Here is an 18,705-nt window from a genome sequence, read left to right as displayed (position 1 = left end):
GAAGGAAGGAATCTTATGACTACGCAACGGATCGGATTGTTTTCCCTGCTGCCGCTGGCCCTGCTGGCCGCCTCCGCGCAGGCGAAATCCGCAGACGATTTTGATGTTAACAGCGCGAAAGCGCTGGTGGCGGCCGGCGACTGCGTCGCCTGCCATACCGGACCGGGCGGCAAGCCGTTTGCCGGCGGCCTGACGATGACCACGCCCGTCGGCGATATCTACTCCACCAATATTACCCCGGACAAGGAGACCGGCATCGGCGATTACAGCTATGAGGAGTTTGCCCGGGCCCTGCGGGAAGGGGTTGCCAAAGACGGGCACCATCTCTACCCGGCGATGCCCTATACCTCGTTTGCCAAAATCAACGATGAGGATATGCACCTCCTCTACCGCTACTTTATGACCCAGGTCGCGCCGGTGAAGCAGGCCAATCGCGACAGCGATATTCCGTGGCCGCTGAGTATGCGCTGGCCGCTGGCAGTGTGGAATATGCTGTTTCAGGACAGCGATCGCTTCAAGCCGGATGCGGGCCGCAGCGCGGAGTGGAACCGGGGCGCCTATCTGGTGCAGGGCCTGGCCCACTGCGGCACCTGCCACACGCCGCGCGGCATCGCTTTTCAGGAGAAGGGCAGTACCGAGCGGGACGCGGACTTCCTCACCGGCGGTACGCTGGAGGGCTGGCACGCGCCGGATCTCACCAGCAATATGAAAAGCGGCATTGGCCGCTGGTCGGTTGAGGAGATAACTCAGTTCCTGAAGACCGGACAGACGGCCCACAGCGCCGCGTTTGGCTCGATGACCGATGTGATCGAAAACAGCACCCAGTACCTGAGCGACGCCGATCTGCGGGCTATCGCCGTCTATCTCCGCTCCCTGAAGTCATCCGACACCTCAGCGGCGGCGCCGCAGGCCAACGATGCGGCGACGGCGGCCCTGACCAAAGGCGACGTCAGCCATCCGGGCGCGCAGGAGTATGTCGATAACTGCTCCGCCTGCCACGGCCTGAACGGCAAGGGCTACGCCAACACCTTCCCGGCGCTGGCGCACAACCCGGCGGTGCTGAGCGACGATCCCTCTTCGCTCATCAGCGTGACCCTGCGCGGCAGCAAAATGGCGGTGACCGGCGATAAGGTGACCGGCCTGACGATGCCGGGCTTTGCGTGGCGTCTTGACGATGAGCAGGCGGCGCGGGTGCTGACCTTTATCCGCAGCAGCTGGGGCAACGAGGCGCCGAAGGTGGAGGCCAGTGAGGTGAGCGCAATTCGCAAGGATATTCCGCATAAGGAGCTGGCGCAGCAGCCGTCGCTGAAGCCCTGATCCTCACGCCGCCGCCGGACACCCGGCGGCGGCGTTATTACTTCCCTGCCCCATCCAGCTCCTGCTGCGCTTTTGCAATGCTGCGTTCGATGACCGCCCGGCGGCTATCGCCGGCGGGCAGCGCCTGCAGCATTTTCTGCCAGGCATCAATAGCCTGCGGGTAGCGCTGGCGCTCAAAGGCGCTGAAGGCCATCAGGCCGAGCACCTCCGTATTGTTCGGCGCCTGCGCGTTCATCTCCTGCAGCAGCATGTCCGCCAGCCGGTTGTCGGCCTCATCCGGGGAGCGCAGCAGGATCTCGGCATAGCCGGCCTTCACGTCCGCGTTCTGCGGCGCCATCCGGTAAGCCTTCTCAAACGCCTGCGAAGCCAGAGTGTAATTGTTGAGCACCACGCCGATGCGCCCCAGCACCACCCAGCTCTCGAGGTTATCGGGATGCTGCTGCAGGCGGGTGCGCAGCCCCAGGGCCAGGCGCGACAGGTCGCTCATGGTCAGCGGCTGGGCGCCCGGATGCATCGCCCGCTGCAGCAGCGCCGGGGTTTGCGCCGCGGCCTGCTGCCACTCGCTCACCGCCATCAGGCTACTGGTTTTAAAGAAAATACCAAGCGTAACCGCCACCAGCACCACCGCACCCGGCAGATAGACCCACGCGCCGGCGCGCCCGGCGCGCGCGCTGGTGGCAGCGGGAACGTCATCCAGCAGATTTTTTTGCAGGTCGGTCACCAGCGCCTCGCGCTGGCTGGCGTCGATGGCATCGCGGTTTTCATCCAGCTCCCGCAGGCGCTGGCGGTAGATCAGCTGGTTGAGGCCGTCGCGGCTGATGCTGCGCCTACCGCTCCAGGGCACAAACAGCAGGCCGATGCACAGAACCAGCAGTGCTGCCATTACAATAAAGCCGGTTGTCATCGCTCGCTCCTCTCATCGTCTTTCAGCAGCGCCCGCAGGCGCGCCTGCTCGTCTGGCGCAAGGCTTTCGCCCGCGGCTCTGCCCCGCCTGCTGCTGCGCCAGATAACCAGCCCGCCGCCGACGATAAACAGCGCCGGCAGCAGCCAGAGAACAATGGTCGATGGCGTCACCGGCGGCTCGTAGGTGACGAAATTACCGTAGCGCGCCACCATATAGTCGATGATCTGCTGCCGGCTCTGGCCCTGCTGCATCAGCTCATACACCTTCTGGCGCATGTCGTGGGCAATCATCGCGTTAGAGTCGGCAATGCTGTTGTTCTGGCACTTGGGGCAGCGCAGCTCCTCGGTGAGCGTGCGGAACTGCTGCTCCTGGGCCTCGTCTTTAAACTGCCAGGTGTCGATGGCCGCCGCGGCGTGCCAGGAAAACAGGGCGATAAGCATCGCCAGTAAAAGTCGGGTCATTGGGCCTCCCGGCTGTATTTCTGCCACAGCGGCTGCAGCTCCTGCTGCCACACCTGCTGGTTCATTTCGCCGGCATGGCGGTAGCGAATAATCCCCCTGCCGTCGATCAGGAAGGTTTCCGGGGCGCCGTAGACGCCGAGATCCAGGCCCAGCATCCCGTTGCCGTCAAACAGGCTCAGGGCGTAGGGATTGCCGAGGGTCTTAAGCCAGGTGACCGCCTTCTGCCTGTCGTCCTTGTAGTTCATGCCGACGATGCGCACGCCCTGGGCAGAGAGTCCGTTCAGGTACTGGTGCTCTGCGCGGCAGGTCGGGCACCAGGTGGCCCAGACGTTGAGCAGCAGCGGCCTGCCGTCGATCAGCGTGTCGCGGTCAATGGTTTTTCCCGGATTATCCAGCGCCTCAAGCGTAAACACCGGCAGCGGCTTGCCGATCAGCGCCGACTCCAGATCGGTCGGCTTATCGCCGTCGGCGTTGCGCATCAGCTGCCACATCAGCACCAGCGCCAGGACCAGGAAGAGAGCCAGCGGAATAAAAAGCAGTTTACGGTTCACGACGCCTCCTTGAGAGATTTACGCAGGCGATAGCGGGGATCGAGCATACAGAGCAGACCGCCCAGCGCCATCAGCGCCCCGCCGTACCAGATCCAGCGGACAAAAGGTTTGTAATAGAGGCGCACCGCCCAGCTGCCGTCGTCCAGCTCCTCGCCCAGCGCCGCGTAGAGGTCGCGGGTCAGGCCGCCGTCGATGGCCGCCTCGGTCATCACCTGGCGGCTGGCGCTGTAGAAGCGCTTCTCGGCCCGCAGGGTGGCCTCGTGATGGCCGTTGCGCTGCACCTCGATGAGGCCTGCGCCGCCGCTGTAGTTGGGACCGGTAATGTTGTGAACATCCTTAAAGACGAAGTGATAGTGGTGGATATCCACGCTATCGCCGGGCTTCATGCGCACATCGCGCTCGATGCTGTAGCTCTGGCTAAAGGCAATCCCCACGACGGTGACCGCCATACCGACGTGCCCGGCCACCATCCCCCAGTGGCTGCGGCTCAGCTTGCGCAGCCCCTGCCACAGGCCCTGGCGATCGGTGGCGCGCTCGATCACTTCAGCGACGGTCAGCGCGAAGGCCCAGATGGCCATCAGCAGCCCGAGGACGGTCATCGCCTCGATGCGGTCCTGCAGCAGCCACGGCAGCACCACCGCCAGCACGGCGGTGGTAACCAGCGCGATCAGCAGACGGCCGCGCAGGCGCTGGGGCCGGTCGCGGCGCCAGCGCACCAGCGGCCCGATGCCGAGCAGCAGCGCGAACGGCACCATCAGAATAGTGAACAGCATATTGAAGAACGGCGCGCCGATGGAGATGCTGCCAAGCCCGAGCTGCTTATGCACCAGCGGCAGAATAGTGCCCAGCAGCACTACCAGCATCGCCGCCACCAGCAGGACGTTGTTGCCAAGCAGCATCGTCTCGCGGGACCACAGTTCGTAGCGCACCCGGGCGCGCACCTGCCCGCCCTTCACCGCATACAGCAGCAGGGAGCCGCCGATGACGATAATCAGAAACGCCAGAATAAAGACGCCGCGCGCCGGATCAGAGGCGAAGGAGTGGACCGAGACCAGCACCCCGGAGCGCACCAGGAATGTGCCGAGCAGGCACAGGGAGAAGGCGGCGATCGCCAGCAGCACCGTCCACGCCTTGAAGCTGCCGCGCTTTTCGGTTACCGCCAGGGAGTGCATCAGGGCCGTGCCCACCAGCCACGGCATCAGGGAGGCGTTTTCCACCGGATCCCAGAACCACCAGCCGCCCCAGCCCAGTTCGTAGTAGGCCCAGCCGGAGCCGAGCACGATACCAATAGTCAGGAACAGCCACGCCGCCTGGGTCCAGGGGCGCGACCAGCGCGCCCAGGCGCTGTCCAGCCGTCCGACCATCAGCGAGGCGATAGCAAAGGCGAAGGCTACCGAAAAGCCGACGTAGCCCATATAGAGCAGCGGCGGGTGGAAGATAAGGCCGATATCCTGCAGCAGCGGATTCAGATCGGCACCTTCGATCGGGAAGTACGGCAGCGTGCGCAGAAACGGATTGGACGTGAGGATAATAAACAGCAGAAAGCCGGCGTTAATCATCCCCATCACCGCCAGCACCCGGGCGACGGCCTCAAGCGGCACGTTGCGGCTCAGCACCGCCACGGCGAAGGTCCAGCCGCTCATCAGCAGCACCCACAGCAGCAGAGAGCCCTCGTGCGCGCCCCAGGTGGCGGCAACCCGAAACCAGACCGGCAGCTGGGTGTTGGAGTTGTTCGCGACGTAGGCGACGGTGAAGTCGTTGACCACGAAGGCGTAAACGAGGATCAGGAAGGCGCCAAGAATAGCGAAGAACAGCGCCCAGCTCAGCGGCCGGGAGAGCGCCATCATCCTTTCGTCCTGGCGCATGCCGCCCCACAGCGGGTAGATGCTCAGCAGCACCGAAATGCCCAGCGCCAGGCAGAGTAAAAAGTTTCCGATTTCCGGCATCATGACTTAGCGCCTCCCGCAGCCGGGCGGTGATTGATATCCATCGCCTGCTTAATTTCCGGCGGCGTATAGTTCTCATCGTGCTTGGCCAGCACTTCTTTGGCCTGAATATGCACCGGCCCGTCCATTACGCCCTGCGCCACCACGCCCTGCCCCTCGCGGAACAGATCCGGCAGGATGCCGTCATAACTGACGCTGACCGCGCCGCGCGCGTCGTACAGCGTAAAAGTCACCTTCAGGGAGTGGGCGTCGCGCTTAACGCTGCCGGGCATCACCATCCCGCCGATGCGCAGCCGCTGGCCGATTTCCGGCTTTTGGCCGCCTTCATTTTTACCGTAGATAACTTCCCCCGGCGTATAGAACAGGTCAATGTTCGAGCGCAGGGCGTAGAGCACCAGCACGGTGGTCAGGCCAATGCCGAGCAATACGGCGAGCGCCAGCCAGAGCCGGGTTTTACGGCGCGAATTCATACTTCACCTCCTTGTGCAGAAGCGCGGCCGCGCGCGGCAGCCACGCGGCGGGCGCTGGCCTGCTGGCGGCGGATGTCGCGCAGCAGGGCTTTTCGCTGTAAACGGGTGTGCAGGACCAGCGCCAGCAGCGGCGCCAGGGTAAAGGCCACCGCCAGCCAGACGTAAAAGGCGTAGCCGCCCATCAGCCAGAAGTCGTGCCAGGAGGCAAATGCGCTGTTCATGCTTTGCCTCCCTCTTTTTCCGCCAGCGCGGCCACCCACGGGCGGCGGCGCTCCTGTAGCAGGATAAGGTTACGCAGGCGCATCAGCGTCAGCGTGGCAAACAGCGCCAGAAAGGCGAAAATAGTCAGACGCAGCGGCGTGCGCATACTGGGATCGATGGTTTTTTGCATGTTGGTTGACCCCTGATGGAGCGTGTTCCACCACTCCACGGAGAAATGAATAATCGGTAAATTCACCACGCCCACCAGCACCAGAATGCCGGCGGCGCGCCCGGCGAGGCGCTTATCGTCGAAGGCGTTGTACAGCGCAATGGCCCCGATATAGAGAAACAGTAGCACCAGTTCAGAGGTGAGCCGCGCATCCCATACCCACCAGGTGCCCCACATCGGTTTACCCCAGGCGGAGCCGGTCACCAGCGCTATAAAGGTATAAACGGCGCCCACCGGCGCCATAGCGGCTACCGCCAGGTCAGCCATCTTCATCTGCCACACCAGGCCGATAAAGGCGCCAATCGCCATCGAGGCATAGATGCCCATCGACCACATGGCTGCCGGAACGTGCAGATACATGATGCGGTAGCTCTGGCCCTGCTGGTAATCCGCGGGCGCGTAGACGAAGCCCCAGACGCAGCCTGCAACCAGCAGCAGCAGGCTGAGGCAGGCCAGCCAGGGAATAAATCGCCCGCACAGCCCGTAGAGGCGCTCTGGTTTGGCGAGTTGATGTAGTGCCTTCATAGTCATTGCTCAAATTGCCAGTAGTAAAGTGATTATGTTTATTATTCACTGCACGCTGATGCGCAGGGCCGCCGCCGTCGCAAACGGGCTGAGGGTCGCGCAGCCGGTCAGAAACGCGCCGAGGATCGCCATATAGCCGTCGACCGGCAGCTGCATTTGCGCCGCGTCCACGGCCGCCGTTGCAAAAATTAACAGCGGAATAGTCAACGGCAGCACAAGCAGGCTCAATAATACGCCGCCGCGGCGCAGACCCACCGTCAGCCCGACGCCAATCGCGCCGAGAAAGCTCAGCGTCGGCGTACCGAGCAGCAGCGTCAGCGCCAGGGTCTGCCAGCCGTGCCAGGAGAGGCCAAACAGCAGCGCCGCCAGCGGCGAAATCAGCAGCAGCGGCAGCCCGGTCACCGCCCAGTGTGCCGCCACTTTCGACAACACCACGCCGGGCAGCGGCAGCGGCATCAGCATCATCTGCTCCAGGGTGCCGTCGAGGTAGTCGTCGCGGAACAGCCTGTCCATGCTCAGCAGCGAGGCGAGCAGCGCCGCCACCCAGACGATGCCGGGCATGATGCGGGTCAGCGTCTGCGGCTCCGGGCCAATACCCAGCGGAAACAGCGTAATGATGATCAGAAAAAACCACAGCGGATTGAAAATCTCGGCGCTGTTGCGCACCGCCAGCCGCAGGTCGCGATAAAAAATAGCCTTCAGCATGGCGCGGAAGCCCCCTCGCCCAGCGTCAGCGTGCGCAGCGGCACCGCAAGAGGGCGCAGCGGCTGATGGGTCGTGAGGATCACCGCGCCGCCCTGCTCAACGTGCTGCTCGATACGCCGGGTCAGCACTTCGGTGCCCGCCTTATCAATCGCCGTAAAGGGCTCGTCGAGGATCCACACCGCAGCCTCGCTCAACCACAGCCGCGCCAGGGCTACCCGCCGCTGCTGACCGGCGGAGAGCTGGGCGACGGGAAGATCTTCATAGCCCACCAGCGCCACCTGCTCCAGCGCCTGCCAGCGCCGGCTGCGATCGCAGCGCGGGTGGTAGAAGTGCAGGTTTTCGTCGGCGGTCATGGTGCTTTTAATGCCGGCCCGGTGGCCAATCCACAGCAGTTGGGCGTGCCACGCTTCCCGCTGGCGGCTGACGGCTTTCTGCTGCCACAGCACCTGGCCGGCGCACGGTTTAGCCAGCCCCGCCAGCAGACGTAGCAAGGAGGTTTTGCCCGCCCCGTTGGGGCCGGCTATCTGAAGTATTTCCCCGGCCGTCAGCGTAAAAGTGAGACCGCTGAACAGCAGCTGATCGTTACGCTCGCAGGCTATATCATTAACGTTAAGCATCAGATTTCAATCAGTTATTTATTCTTACTTCCCTACAACTCCGCTGAGTATAAGACAGATGCTCAGCAGCCAGTTTCTAGATCTGTGCTTAATACGCGCCGCTCTTCCCGGCGGCGCAGGTTGAAAAGCGGCACATTATAACCCTATTAATTGGCCGGAGTCTGTTATCCAGTTGTCACAATTAATCATTGACTTACAGAAAGAGGGGTTTTTCATAGCCCTGCAAGGAGTTCGGTTTCGCTTACGACTGCGCCGGCATAGTCTTTACCGCCGTTATCCGCAATGACTTTGCCGGCATTGCGCGCAGGCGAACCCGGAGAGAGTTTAAACCCGGCGGGATCCGCTTCGCTGACGCAGCGCTCCGGAGAGGAGTCGCCCGGCTTATTGCCGCCATCGGGGTTATTGGGCAGCGGGGCCGCGCCGATAAGGTAGTCATTATTGAAGGTGAATTTCTGGCAGCCGTTCTGCGGCAAGGCCATCATCGGGACCCGAATGCCCTACAAAGGGATCCTTACGAGCCTCGAAGGGTCAATCTATTACTCTCATTATCGCCATAGCAAACTTTTAAAATATTGTTTCAATAAACATTGAGAACAATATTTATTTTTTGCATACGCGTCGGCAGAAGGTATTTATCCAGAAATAGAGGAAAGATTAGAAAATGACGATAGTCCGCGAAGGCGGACTATCTGAGGTGATAAGGCGTTATTCGGGGCGCTGCTCGCCTTCCTGAATGAAGTCATCATCAAGTTCGTCGACGTTACCCTCGTGCTCACGCCCGGAAAGCAGGTTCCAGCAGGCAATAAACAGCGCGGCGATTAGCGGACCTATGACAAAGCCGTTGATGCCGTAGATCTCCATACCGCCCAGGGTGGTGATGAGGATCAGATAGTCCGGCATTTTCGTGTCCTTGCCGACCAGCAGCGGACGCAGAATGTTGTCCACCAGCCCGACGATGATGACGAAAAAGCCGACCAGAAACGCCCCCTGCCAAATCTGACCGGTGGCGAAGAGGAAGATAGCGGCCGGCACCCAGATAATCGCCGAGCCGACGGCGGGCACCAGCGAGAGGAAGGCCATCAGCGCCCCCCACAGAATGCTGCCGTCGATACCGACGATTTTAAAGGCGATACCGCCGAGCAGGCCCTGGACCGCGCCGACCACCACCGTGCCCTTCACGGTCGCGCGCGAAACGGCGGCAAATTTCGCAAACAAGTGATGTTTAACAAAATCAGACAGCGGTAATGAATCCATGATCTGACGCACCAGCCACGGACCGTCCTTGAGCAGGAAGAAGAGCAGGTAGAGCATGATGCCGAAGCTCACCGTAAAGCCAAAAGTGCCCTTGCCGATCAGAAACGCGCTGCCGGCCAGGTACTGCCCGCCCTTAAGCGCGACAGCAGAGAGCTTCTGCTGAATCTGCGCAACGTTGCTCAGATCGTGCTCGGCCATAAAGGACTGCGCCCACCCCGGCAGGTGGTTGAGCAACCCGGAGACGACCTCAGGGATCTGCGTGCGATTATGCTGCAGCTTGGTGTAAACCATGTTCAGCTCAAAGGCCAGCGACGAGAGGATTATCATCAGCGGAATAAAGACGATCAGGCAGATGATCACCACCGTCAGTATGGATGCCACGCCGTTGCGGTCCTTAAGCAGGGCCCGCAGCTTGTTTTTCACCGGATAGAAAATAACGGTGAGGATCGCCGCCCAGAATACCGCTGAAAAGTAAGGTGCCAGTACCTCAAAAAAACCCCATGTCACTATTGCCAGAATAAAGATAAAGAACCCTTTAGTCATTCCGTTAAGTCGCATCATGCCATCCTGTAAATACGCGTTATCAACTCAGGCACTATAGAACCAATCGGCGAATTTACAAGCATACAAAGGCCAGGGTCTTATCAGCGCGGCTGCCGGTGCGCCGTGGCGTGCAGCGTAACCCGCCTCAGCGTCTTTTCACCAGGGACGGGAAAGCGCGGATGCAACGCGAAGCTGAGGCATTCAATAAAGGGATCAAATCAACATCATCAACTTCCCGACAGATATTAATGGCTTTCCTTTCTGATTTTTTGAGCAGCGGTCTGGTTATTACCAAAAATAATACGCTATGACAGAACGCTATGGATAAATTGCCATCTAGCCGGCGCGGGAGTAGTCTGCTTTTTACAACATCACATAATGAAGAAGATAATATGACAGTGAAAATCCACCGCCCGCGCTGCGGCAAAATCCTTACCGCTCTCCTTCTGGCCGGCTGCGCGTTCGGAGCGCAGGCCAGTATTGAACAGATCCGCTTCGCCGTCGATCCCACCTATCCTCCTTTCGAATCGAAGACGCCGGAGGGCAAACTCGTGGGCTTCGATATCGATCTCGGCAATGCGCTGTGCACGCAGCTGCAGGCGAAATGCGTCTGGGTCGAGAGCCAGTTTGACGCCATGATCCCGGCGCTGAAGGCGCGCAAATTCGACGCCATCCTCTCGGATATGGGGATCACCGAGGAGCGGATGAAGCAGATCGATTTCACGATGCCGCTGTACGATACCCACGTCCAGCTGATCGCCCGCAAAGGGGCTAATCTGCTGCCAGAGGCCGGTTCGCTGAAGGGGAAAAGCGTGGGAGTGCAGCAGGGCACGGTGCAGGAGCGCTATGCCAAAGCGAAGTGGGAGCCTTACGGCGTGACGGTGGTAGCCTATGGCGATCAGGCCCAGGTGGAGAGCGATCTGGTGGCGGGACGGCTGGATGCGGTATTCACCGACGCGGCGCAGGCGGCCATCGGTTTTCTGAAACAGCCTCAGGGGCAGGCATTTGAGCTGGCCGGCCCTATCGTGCAGGATCCGATTATTGGCCCCGGTACGGCTATCGGCCTGCGCAAAGGCGATACTGAGCTGAAAACGGCGCTGGATAATGCCTTCACGGCGATAAAAAAAGACGGCACCTTCGATAAAATCCAGAAGAAATATTTCGCAACCGATATTTCTATTCAGCCGCAGCCCGGGGCAGGATCGTGAGAGAGCAGCGCCATCCTTTGCTTTGCGCCACGCCCGGAACGCAGCGGGAGATCGTCAGTTTTCATTACGGTGAAAGCGGCGGCCGGCGGGTCTATATACAGGCCGGACTGCACGGAGACGAGATCCCCGGGATCGCCACCGCGTGGTATCTCAAGCAGCATCTGCTCGAACTTGAGCGCGCTGGCCGTCTGCGGGCGGCCTTCACGCTGGTGCCGGTAGCTAACCCCATCGGGCTCGGCCAGCACTGGCACGGCACCCACCTGGGGCGCTTCCACGCGCCCTCGGGGCAGGACTTTAACCGTCAATTTCCGCAGGTCGGCGAAGCGCTGGTTCAGACGCTTCGCGGGCGGCTGACGCAGGATGAGGCCGAAAATAGGCGCCTTATTCGCGAGGCGCTGGACCACTACTATCAGCAGATCCGCCCCGCCACCGAGCTTGCCTCTCTGCGCCATACTCTAATGCGCATGGCCACCCAGGCGGATCTGATGCTGGATATCCACTGCGACTGGGAGGCGCTGCCGCACCTCTACACCATGCCCCACGCCTGGCCGGAGATTGAACCGCTGGCGCGCTGGCTGGGCAGCGAGGTGCAGTTGCTGGCGGAGATTTCCGGCGGGGAGCCGTTCGACGAGGCCTGCTGCGAACCCTGGCTGACGCTGAGAAGCCACTTCGCGACAGAGTATCCGATGCCGCGCGGGCTGCTGCCGGCCACGCTCGAGCTGCGCGGGGTGCGGGATGTCTCCGCCGGGCAGGCGCAGCAGGATGCCGGGGTCATCATCGCGGCGCTGACGGCGGGCGGCTATATCAGCGGCGAAGTAAAAGCAGCGCCTCCGCTCAGGCACGCCCCCACGCCGCTGGCGGGCTGTGAATATCTGCACGCCCCGCACGCCGGCGTGGTATTACACCACCGCCATCCCGGCGACCTCGTCAAACCGGGCGAAGTCGTGGCGGAGATCGTCGATCCGCTTGGGGATAAGGTGACCCCGCTGGTGGCGGAGCACGGCGGCGTCCTGTACGCCAGGCACTGGGACCGGTTCGCCTGCACGGGCGCGCTGGTGGTCAGGCTTGCCGGCGCGATTCCGGTACGCGCGGGCAACCTGCTGGTGGAGTAAGGTTTACACCCGATGGCGCTGGCAATTCGCGGACTTTCGGGCTAAAAATGGCAGACGATCACACTCAGAGGACAACGCCATGGCCATGCTACCCGCCCCCCGACAGCGCATCAGCGCGCGCGTGACCGATGTCGGAGGCATTGGCGTCTCGCGCGCCCTCCCGGTCAGAGAGCGGCGGCTGATTGGCGCCTGGTGTTTTCTCGATCACGCAGGCCCGGCGGTTTTCGAACGCGGCCAGGGAGGCATGCACGTCGGCCCGCACCCGCACGTCGGCCTGCAAACCTTTACCTGGATGCTCGACGGCGAAGTTCTGCACCGCGACAGCCTCGGCTATCGCCAGATTATCAGGCCCGGCCAGGTCAATCTGATGACCGCCGGCTGCGGCATTGCCCACAGTGAAGACACGGCTCCCGGCCACACCCGGCTCCACGCGGCGCAGCTGTGGATCGCCCTGCCGGACGCCGCCAGAAATATGCCTCCCCGCTTCGACCACTATCCCGAGCTGCCGCAGTGGCAAAAAGACGCTATTGATTTCACCCTGCTGGTTGGCGACGCCGGGGGGCACAGCGCCCCGACGCTGCACTTCTCTCCCCTCCTCGGGATCGATATGCGGGCCAGTAGCGAAGCGACGACCATACTTCCCCTGCGCCCGGATTTTGAATATGGCGCGTTCGTCCTTGAGGGAGCGGCCGCAGCCGATGATGAATCCATCGCCCTGAATGAGCTGCTCTATCTGGGCGATGGCCTGGAGAACGTGCGGCTAACGCTGAAAAAGGGAGCGCGGATACTGCTGCTGGGAGGCGCAAAGCTCAGCGAGCCGGTGATGATGTGGTGGAATTTTGTCGGGCGCAGCAAGGCCGAACTTCAGGCCTTCGTCAGCGCATGGAACAGCGGCGATCCGCGATTTGGGCAGGTGGTAGACGATGAGCGGGCGCCGACGCGATCGCCGGTTATGCCGTGATTGCGCTTAACTGAATAAGCCCCAACAGTCAGTAAAAGACGCGTTGGGGCAGTGTTTTACGGCGTTGCTGACGGCTCAGGCTACCTTTCGGTAGCCCTTTCTTTTATATGGCGGAAGCGCAGAGATTCAAACTCTGAGAGGTTTTCCCCTCGCCGGTTTTCAAGACTGAAGAAAAATCATTTAATATCAGTCGTATAAATCAATTTGATAGAATAAAGGTTGTGATTTCATCTTTTACCAATCAATAGGTTACATCAGCCAAAAAGTCATTATTCTACGGGTTTCCTCCTATACCGGCCCCACCTCCCTGTCAAAAACGGTTATCGTGTGAGCGAGCACGCCGTGGACCGTGACACCGTTCAGCGCACCTCCTTCGAGCGCATCACTGTCGTCAGTGATGAATGCCCTGTCAGGAGAGATACGATTTATCAATTAAACGAGGTTGCGAGGTCATTTTTAGCTACTCAAACTGCCCACATAGCAACCCCTGCCGCGCCGTTAATCAAAAAAGCAAGGTTGCCAGCGTAGGGGCTGACAACCTTGCTCGCAGTGAGGCATTTCCTGAAATTCAGGAATCACACAGAGTTGATTGAAAACTATCCTTTTTTAAATCCAGGCTTGCCGTTTTTGGCTCGCCATTCTTTAATTTCTTTAACGGCACCTTCCGGCCCTTCTTTACCTTTTTCCGGGTAATACAACAAATCAGAACCAGATGGATGTTCAGACAGTCTCTCAAACTCCAGCACTGCTTCAATATGAGCATCTTCTGAAGAATAAGTGTCATTATAAATCCCCTTTACAAACTCAAGGAATTCTTTTTCTGTATAATCAGATAGGCTCTTATTAGCCATTTCGGTTACTCCCCTTATTTGAATGGATCTCTATATGTCGTTTTGGAGTTACAACACCTAAATTATCTGCGTCATAGACCGCCCCGTTTTCATTTATCGGCTTTATATGGTGTAGCTCCATCTTCACCCTTTTCCCTATACGTTCAGTTTTTCTAACATATGCGGCTCGCCCGTTTTTCATAGTAGCTATACTACCGGGATCAAATTGCTTACTTAGCTCAGGATCTTTACTTACCTCAGTCCAGAACGCCCTGCGAAAGGAACCAAAGTTCGCAAACTCACGCCCACGCAGCTTATCAGCAATCTGGCTGGGGATCGGTGCGCCGAGTTCCTGTCCGGCAATATTCAGCCAGCCTTCACCCACTTTTTCACCCTTGCCGCTGGCTTTACCTGGTAAATCACGAGGACTACTGAGCATGACGTAAATCGGCTCAACGCCCGTCCCGGTCGCGTCCGGCTGCCAGTAGATGAAGTCTTGCAGTGGCGGAATGTCGCCCGCCGGGAACGTCGTGGTGACGATGCTGTCCGCCTGCTTCACCTCCGTGCCGGTATGCACCGGCGTCATCGGCACCGGCGCGTCGTTTCCGGTGTGCCACGTCGCATTCGGCCCCACCGGGACCGGGTTCACCAGAATGGTCCTCGCCGGCGCTCCCCCTACTGCCGGTACCGTAATTCTATCCAGGCCTGTAGCCTTGTCACGCACCGCGTTCAGCACCGGCACCGTGGGCGAAATCCCGCCCGTCCCGGTTCTGACCAGATTCACCGACTGCCGGCCATTGCCGTCGCCGGATATGTAGCCGCGCACCGGCAGGTCCGCGGTCTTCATCCCCGGCGTAATCTCCGTCTTCATCGCCGTGTACAGGCTGGCCTGGGCGGCGAGCATGTCGATATCGCGGTCGGGAACCCTGTCGCTGCCCTCACCGGCAGACGGAATATGGAAAATTGAGAAAATGGTCGCAGCGATAACCGCCCCCTGAGGGGTGGCGGTAGCTATTCGGGACAACTCTGTCACGCCGCGCCAGATGGCACCGGCTTCGCCTCCCGCAACGCCGGGACTGAAGGGCAGCGTTCCCGCCCCCGAGAACTGTATCATCCCCGGTGCCCGGCCCAGCGCCATCGCGCCTTCCCCGGACAGCGCCGCGTTAGCCGCCCTCACCATTTCCGGGGTGTAGGACGGCGCGTTCAGGATACCGACGCTGGCAAACAGGGCCTTACGGGCGGCTTCACCTTTAGCCACATCAGCGGCCTTCCGGGCCTCCTCCGCCTTCCGAGCCTCCTCCGCCTTCCGGGCCTCCTCCGCCTTCCGGGCCTCCTCCGCCTTCCGGGCTTCCTCCGCCTTTCTGGCTTCTTCCGCCTTACGGGTCTCCTCTGCCTTTCTGGCCTCTTCGGCCTTACGGGCTTCCTCTGCCTTTCTGGCCTCTTCGGCCTTACGGGTTTCCTCAGCCCGTCGGGCCTCTTCTCTTCTTGCTCTGTCAGGCGCGGTTGCGTCCATGAAAGCAGAAATAAATTTCTGCATATCCTTATATTTAAGCTTTGGACCTTTCCAGTTGTTGTACTCAACGGTCATTTGTTTAATATCACCATTGGGTACTGTAACCTCTATTGTCTGATTTTTCCCTGTATGCAGGGTATATGAACCCGTACCATTTTCGGAATTATCATCAATGGATGTCGCCAGCATTGTCTGCCCTGGATTTGATGACGTGTAACTGCCGGGTTTTCCGGGAACTGGCGTGAGTAACGCCCCCTGAATTTGTCCTCCTTCTCCTTTTCCACTGCCGCCCTTTCCACCATTGCTGCCAGGCTTGCCTTTATCCTCTGACCAGCCCTCAAGATTTATATGTACCTGTCCGTCCGGACCGATAGTAGTTGATGGCCCGGTAAAATGGCCCGCCCCTGACTGACTGCCTGAGCCGCTATTTCCGGAGGACCCGGAATGATCTTCGGAGCCTGAGTTCCCCATCCCCGGGTTCCTTCCTCCGCCGAATGCGCTGTCGTGGGCATTATCGCCGCCGTTACCGCTCATACCTCTGCCCTCCCTGAATCACTGCCGGTAGAATCTGACTGAGGCGCATCCGGCCAGCCCACATTCTGAGGATACCCAGGCTGCGCTGGGACCTGCGACACCCTGACCCGGTACGTTTTCCAGGCCTTAACGGCCGTCCGGATGGCATCCTGTCCCGCCAGGGCGTCGTCCCCGACCATCCCGAGGTCCACCGCGTCCTCCAGGGTCTCCTGCCGCACGCCCAGGGCGCTCAGCACCGCCGTGGCCTCCCGGATGCGCAGGGCCATCTCCGCCTGCACCGCTTTCGCCGTCGCGGCCGGCGGCGGAGCCACCTCCCCGTACTCTCCGGCCTTCGCGTCGGCAAACAGCTGCCGGCCATGCGCCTCGCCGTCGTCCGGGGAGGCGGTAAACGGGATGTACGTTCCGCTTTCCCGGCACCATCCGAAAAGCACGTCCAGGGTGATGGTCCGGCGCGAGACGTCAGACCAGCGCGGATGGCGGGCATCAGTCACGTCAAACCAGCCGGACGGGATGTTTTGTGTATTCGCCATAATGAGACCTCCCTCAGCTCACGCGCACGTACAGGGTAACCTCATCCCCGTCGTAGCCCTTGCTCGCATTCACGGTGCCCAGCGCGCGCCACGACCCGTCCGGGGCTCCGCCCTGGCGTTCCCCTGCCGAGGACCAGCGGAGCTGATGACCCGGAATGATGTCGTTGGGGTTTATGTCATGCCCGGACAGGTTGTAGAACAGCCCGCAGGTGCCGACGGCGCCGGCGCCCTGATTGGCCAGCCACCACCGGATGCGGTCGTCGATGGCTCCCCGGTTGGCGGCGTTCACCGTCGGGGTATTATCGTTGTTGACGTAATCCCACGTCGCGCGGTTGTTAATATTGCTGTCCCTGGACCAGAAGGCATTATTCAGCCAGTCGTTCAGCCAGCCGTCCCATAGGGGCCCGTTAACATTACCGTCCGCCGCGAGGGTGGCATTGCCGGCGTGAAGATTATTATTGGCAAAGAAGTCACCGTCGTTGCGGAATTTAAACCAGCCGTCGGCCCCTCCGTTGGCGACGTGAAGACCCAGATAATGATTGTGGCCGGTTTCCTCATAGTGGTAAAAGTCAGCGCTGAGGTTTCCCCGCCCCTGAAACCACACGCCGTTAGTTTTGTAGTCCCCGACATCATTCACTTTGCGGTTACCGGCGAGGGTAATCCAGCCCTCAGGATTGAGCTTGGTAAGCTGGCCAACTTCAAGCTCGGCATTTTTCTTCAGACGGACTTCGTTCCACTGCCCCCGCCGGTCCCGGTAAGAGATCAGTCCATACTCCTGATTATCCTGACTGATTCTGGCGCCCATCAGCACTTTGACAGTGGTATTGCCGGTTGTGAACGCCGTGGAGATTTCCGGGGAGTTATATTCCTGGCCCCTAATCAGCGGGTCAGGCCCGGTGGTCTGCGCGGTGATGCCGGCGTTGTGAGAGACGAAGGTCCCGCCGGAAATGTCCACCCCGTTGCGCAGGGAGACCCGGCCGGTTCTGAGGTTAAAGGAGAAGGGCCGCAGCGTGTTCCACTCCCCGTCCTGGGCCTGACCGTCTTTTGTGGTGAGCATGTAAAAATCACTGTCATCCTTGCGCAGGATAACCCCGGTATTGCCGCCCGCAAGGCGGAATGCATTGCCGGATTTAGAGACCACCTCCCCGTCGCCGATCACCCGCTTACGCAGGGTGGTGAGGGACTTCATCTCCTGAATGTCATCGTTAATACCACCTGTAACTTGGGCATTTTTCTTCTCATCGGCCATCGTGATTTCCTTTTTTATCAGCGTTAAGCTCCTGAACGGAGCGGATGAGTACTGGATATATATCCAGCAAAACAACTGTATGCCTATCCAGTATCAGTGTCAACCGATGAGATTAGCTATCACTTACACTATTTTATCGTGCAACTTTCAGGCAGCGTAAACGGATACACATAAGGGGCCAGCTGCAGTTTCAGACTGGCGGTTTGCATGCTCTACACCGCCGACTCCTCCAGCCACCCAATGTCCGGTGCGTTATTCATATCAATATCCGTCACCGCGTCGATATAGTCAGCGGCATTGCGCGTGGGCATGTTGTCGTTATTAACGTAGTCCTACGTCGCGCGGTTATTAATATTGTCAGCGCGGTTTTTGAACTGGTTATTCAGCCAGTTACTGAGATATCCACCCCAGACAGAACTGTTAACGTTGCCGTCATTCTGATAGGCCGCGCCGCCTACATAGACATTACCCGGGCAGTACAGCGTTTTATCATTGGGGTTAAACTGCCAGAGCGCCTCAAAGCTGTTATCACCCCGGACGTTGATAGCAGGGACGGCAAAGCCGTTATTATCCGTCAGCAAATAGCCAAAGCTCACCGCAGAGGGATAACCAATATTGGTGCGGTTACGCCAAATAATCCGGGCTCATACGTCATACTGGGGACGCACGGCAGCGGATTGGGTAAGCGTGGATTCAGCCATCACAGGGAAGACGCCAGGTAGAAGGCATCGGTAAAGCTGGGATACGTTCTCGACTGCACGTTCCACGATCTCAAAGCGAAGGGGATCTCAGACTACGAAGGCAGCAGCCGCGATAAGCAGCTCTTCAGCGAACATAAAACTGAGAGTCAGGTGCTGGTTTACGACCGCAAAACGAAGGTGTCTCTCACCCTCGACAGGCCATCGCTTCAGAAAAAATATCCTAAGTCAGTTCTACGAGCCCATAGCAAAAAGGGGCTACCTTTCGGTAACCCCTTCTTTTATATGGCGGAAGCGCAGAGATTCGAACTCTGGGAGGGTTTCCCCTCGCCGGTTTTCAAGACCGG

At 59.9% G+C, this 18,705-nt stretch carries 20 protein-coding genes and 1 pseudogene; 5 read left to right on the top strand and 16 right to left on the bottom strand.

Features of this window, described 5'->3' with window-relative positions; translation table 11 throughout:
* Positions 1 to 15 precede the first annotated feature (15 nt).
* On the top strand, positions 16 to 1,317 hold the full coding sequence (locus tag ENGE1_RS08210) for a c-type cytochrome (protein ID WP_048252428.1): 1,302 nt from the start codon (positions 16 to 18) through the stop codon (positions 1,315 to 1,317).
* Between the two features lie 37 nt (positions 1,318 to 1,354).
* Here ENGE1_RS08210 and ccmI read toward each other — a convergent pair whose 3' ends face one another.
* From ccmI to ENGE1_RS08155, 11 genes are all read right to left on the bottom strand, one after another.
* A complete protein-coding gene (gene ccmI, locus ENGE1_RS08205) occupies positions 1,355 to 2,221 on the bottom strand; it encodes a c-type cytochrome biogenesis protein CcmI (protein ID WP_048252427.1) in 867 nt (288 codons plus the stop codon).
* Positions 2,218 to 2,682: a cytochrome c-type biogenesis protein gene (locus ENGE1_RS08200; RefSeq protein ID WP_045287962.1), complete on the bottom strand. Its 465-nt coding sequence runs from the start codon at positions 2,680 to 2,682 to the stop codon at positions 2,218 to 2,220. Before ENGE1_RS08200 ends, ccmI begins: the two co-directional genes overlap by 4 nt.
* Positions 2,679 to 3,233, bottom strand: coding sequence for a DsbE family thiol:disulfide interchange protein (locus ENGE1_RS08195; RefSeq protein WP_048252426.1), 555 nt, complete (start codon positions 3,231 to 3,233; stop codon positions 2,679 to 2,681). The genes ENGE1_RS08200 and ENGE1_RS08195 overlap by 4 nt, the downstream gene beginning before the upstream one ends.
* Positions 3,230 to 5,182 (bottom strand): heme lyase CcmF/NrfE family subunit, encoded by a 1,953-nt coding sequence (locus ENGE1_RS08190; protein ID WP_048252425.1) that lies wholly within the window; start codon positions 5,180 to 5,182, stop codon positions 3,230 to 3,232. The genes ENGE1_RS08195 and ENGE1_RS08190 overlap by 4 nt, the downstream gene beginning before the upstream one ends.
* Positions 5,179 to 5,649, bottom strand: coding sequence for a cytochrome c maturation protein CcmE (gene ccmE / locus ENGE1_RS08185; protein WP_045287964.1), 471 nt, complete (start codon positions 5,647 to 5,649; stop codon positions 5,179 to 5,181). The genes ENGE1_RS08190 and ccmE overlap by 4 nt, the downstream gene beginning before the upstream one ends.
* Complete coding sequence (gene ccmD / locus ENGE1_RS08180; protein WP_048252423.1) at positions 5,646 to 5,870, bottom strand: heme exporter protein CcmD; 225 nt, start codon at positions 5,868 to 5,870, stop codon at positions 5,646 to 5,648. The genes ccmE and ccmD overlap by 4 nt, the downstream gene beginning before the upstream one ends.
* Positions 5,867 to 6,604, bottom strand: a complete 738-nt coding sequence (locus ENGE1_RS08175) for a heme ABC transporter permease (RefSeq protein WP_048252422.1) — start codon at positions 6,602 to 6,604, stop codon at positions 5,867 to 5,869. The genes ccmD and ENGE1_RS08175 overlap by 4 nt, the downstream gene beginning before the upstream one ends.
* Before the next feature lie 45 nt (positions 6,605 to 6,649).
* Positions 6,650 to 7,309, bottom strand: coding sequence for a heme exporter protein CcmB (ccmB, locus tag ENGE1_RS08170; protein WP_043084666.1), 660 nt, complete (start codon positions 7,307 to 7,309; stop codon positions 6,650 to 6,652).
* Entirely contained in the window at positions 7,303 to 7,926 is a 624-nt protein-coding gene (ccmA, locus tag ENGE1_RS08165; protein WP_048252421.1) for a cytochrome c biogenesis heme-transporting ATPase CcmA, read from the bottom strand. Before ccmA ends, ccmB begins: the two co-directional genes overlap by 7 nt.
* Before the next feature lie 212 nt (positions 7,927 to 8,138).
* Positions 8,139 to 8,408, bottom strand: a complete 270-nt coding sequence (locus ENGE1_RS08160; protein ID WP_048252420.1) for a hypothetical protein — start codon at positions 8,406 to 8,408, stop codon at positions 8,139 to 8,141.
* Between the two features lie 223 nt (positions 8,409 to 8,631).
* Positions 8,632 to 9,738 carry an AI-2E family transporter gene (locus ENGE1_RS08155; RefSeq protein WP_048252419.1) on the bottom strand — a complete coding sequence of 369 codons (1,107 nt, stop codon included), beginning with the start codon at positions 9,736 to 9,738 and terminating at the stop codon, positions 8,632 to 8,634.
* Between the two features lie 377 nt (positions 9,739 to 10,115).
* On the opposite strand from ENGE1_RS08155, the gene ENGE1_RS08150 reads away from it, so the two are divergent.
* From ENGE1_RS08150 to ENGE1_RS08140, 3 genes are all read left to right on the top strand, one after another.
* Positions 10,116 to 10,931: an ABC transporter substrate-binding protein gene (locus ENGE1_RS08150; protein ID WP_043084669.1), complete on the top strand. Its 816-nt coding sequence runs from the start codon at positions 10,116 to 10,118 to the stop codon at positions 10,929 to 10,931.
* Positions 10,928 to 12,043, top strand: coding sequence for a succinylglutamate desuccinylase/aspartoacylase family protein (locus tag ENGE1_RS08145; RefSeq protein WP_048252418.1), 1,116 nt, complete (start codon positions 10,928 to 10,930; stop codon positions 12,041 to 12,043). Before ENGE1_RS08150 ends, ENGE1_RS08145 begins: the two co-directional genes overlap by 4 nt.
* Before the next feature lie 79 nt (positions 12,044 to 12,122).
* Positions 12,123 to 13,004 (top strand): pirin family protein, encoded by an 882-nt coding sequence (locus ENGE1_RS08140; RefSeq protein WP_048252417.1) that lies wholly within the window; start codon positions 12,123 to 12,125, stop codon positions 13,002 to 13,004.
* A gap of 596 nt (positions 13,005 to 13,600) precedes the next feature.
* On the opposite strand, the gene ENGE1_RS08135 is transcribed toward ENGE1_RS08140, so the two are convergent.
* From ENGE1_RS08135 to ENGE1_RS08115, 5 genes are all read right to left on the bottom strand, one after another.
* Positions 13,601 to 13,855 (bottom strand): bacteriocin immunity protein, encoded by a 255-nt coding sequence (locus tag ENGE1_RS08135; RefSeq protein ID WP_072065252.1) that lies wholly within the window; start codon positions 13,853 to 13,855, stop codon positions 13,601 to 13,603.
* On the bottom strand, positions 13,848 to 15,881 hold the full coding sequence (locus ENGE1_RS08130) for an S-type pyocin domain-containing protein (protein WP_080964487.1): 2,034 nt from the start codon (positions 15,879 to 15,881) through the stop codon (positions 13,848 to 13,850). Before ENGE1_RS08130 ends, ENGE1_RS08135 begins: the two co-directional genes overlap by 8 nt.
* Complete coding sequence (locus tag ENGE1_RS08125) at positions 15,878 to 16,411, bottom strand: phage tail assembly chaperone (protein ID WP_048252415.1); 534 nt, start codon at positions 16,409 to 16,411, stop codon at positions 15,878 to 15,880. Before ENGE1_RS08125 ends, ENGE1_RS08130 begins: the two co-directional genes overlap by 4 nt.
* A gap of 13 nt (positions 16,412 to 16,424) precedes the next feature.
* Positions 16,425 to 17,660: a phage tail fiber protein gene (locus tag ENGE1_RS08120; RefSeq protein ID WP_053075541.1), complete on the bottom strand. Its 1,236-nt coding sequence runs from the start codon at positions 17,658 to 17,660 to the stop codon at positions 16,425 to 16,427.
* Positions 17,661 to 17,992: 332 nt separating this feature from the next.
* On the bottom strand, positions 17,993 to 18,241 hold the full coding sequence (locus ENGE1_RS08115; RefSeq protein WP_139625923.1) for a hypothetical protein: 249 nt from the start codon (positions 18,239 to 18,241) through the stop codon (positions 17,993 to 17,995).
* Between the two features lie 144 nt (positions 18,242 to 18,385).
* On the opposite strand from ENGE1_RS08115, the pseudogene ENGE1_RS29060 reads away from it, so the two are divergent.
* Positions 18,386 to 18,577, top strand: a pseudogene (locus tag ENGE1_RS29060) (tyrosine-type recombinase/integrase); the annotation flags it as partial.
* Positions 18,578 to 18,705 lie beyond the last annotated feature (128 nt).

The sequence above is a fragment of the Pluralibacter gergoviae ATCC 33028 = NBRC 105706 genome (assembly GCF_001598855.1).
In the GTDB taxonomy this organism is placed as follows: domain Bacteria; phylum Pseudomonadota; class Gammaproteobacteria; order Enterobacterales; family Enterobacteriaceae; genus Pluralibacter; species Pluralibacter gergoviae.
This window is presented reverse-complemented; position numbering and strand designations above follow the sequence as displayed.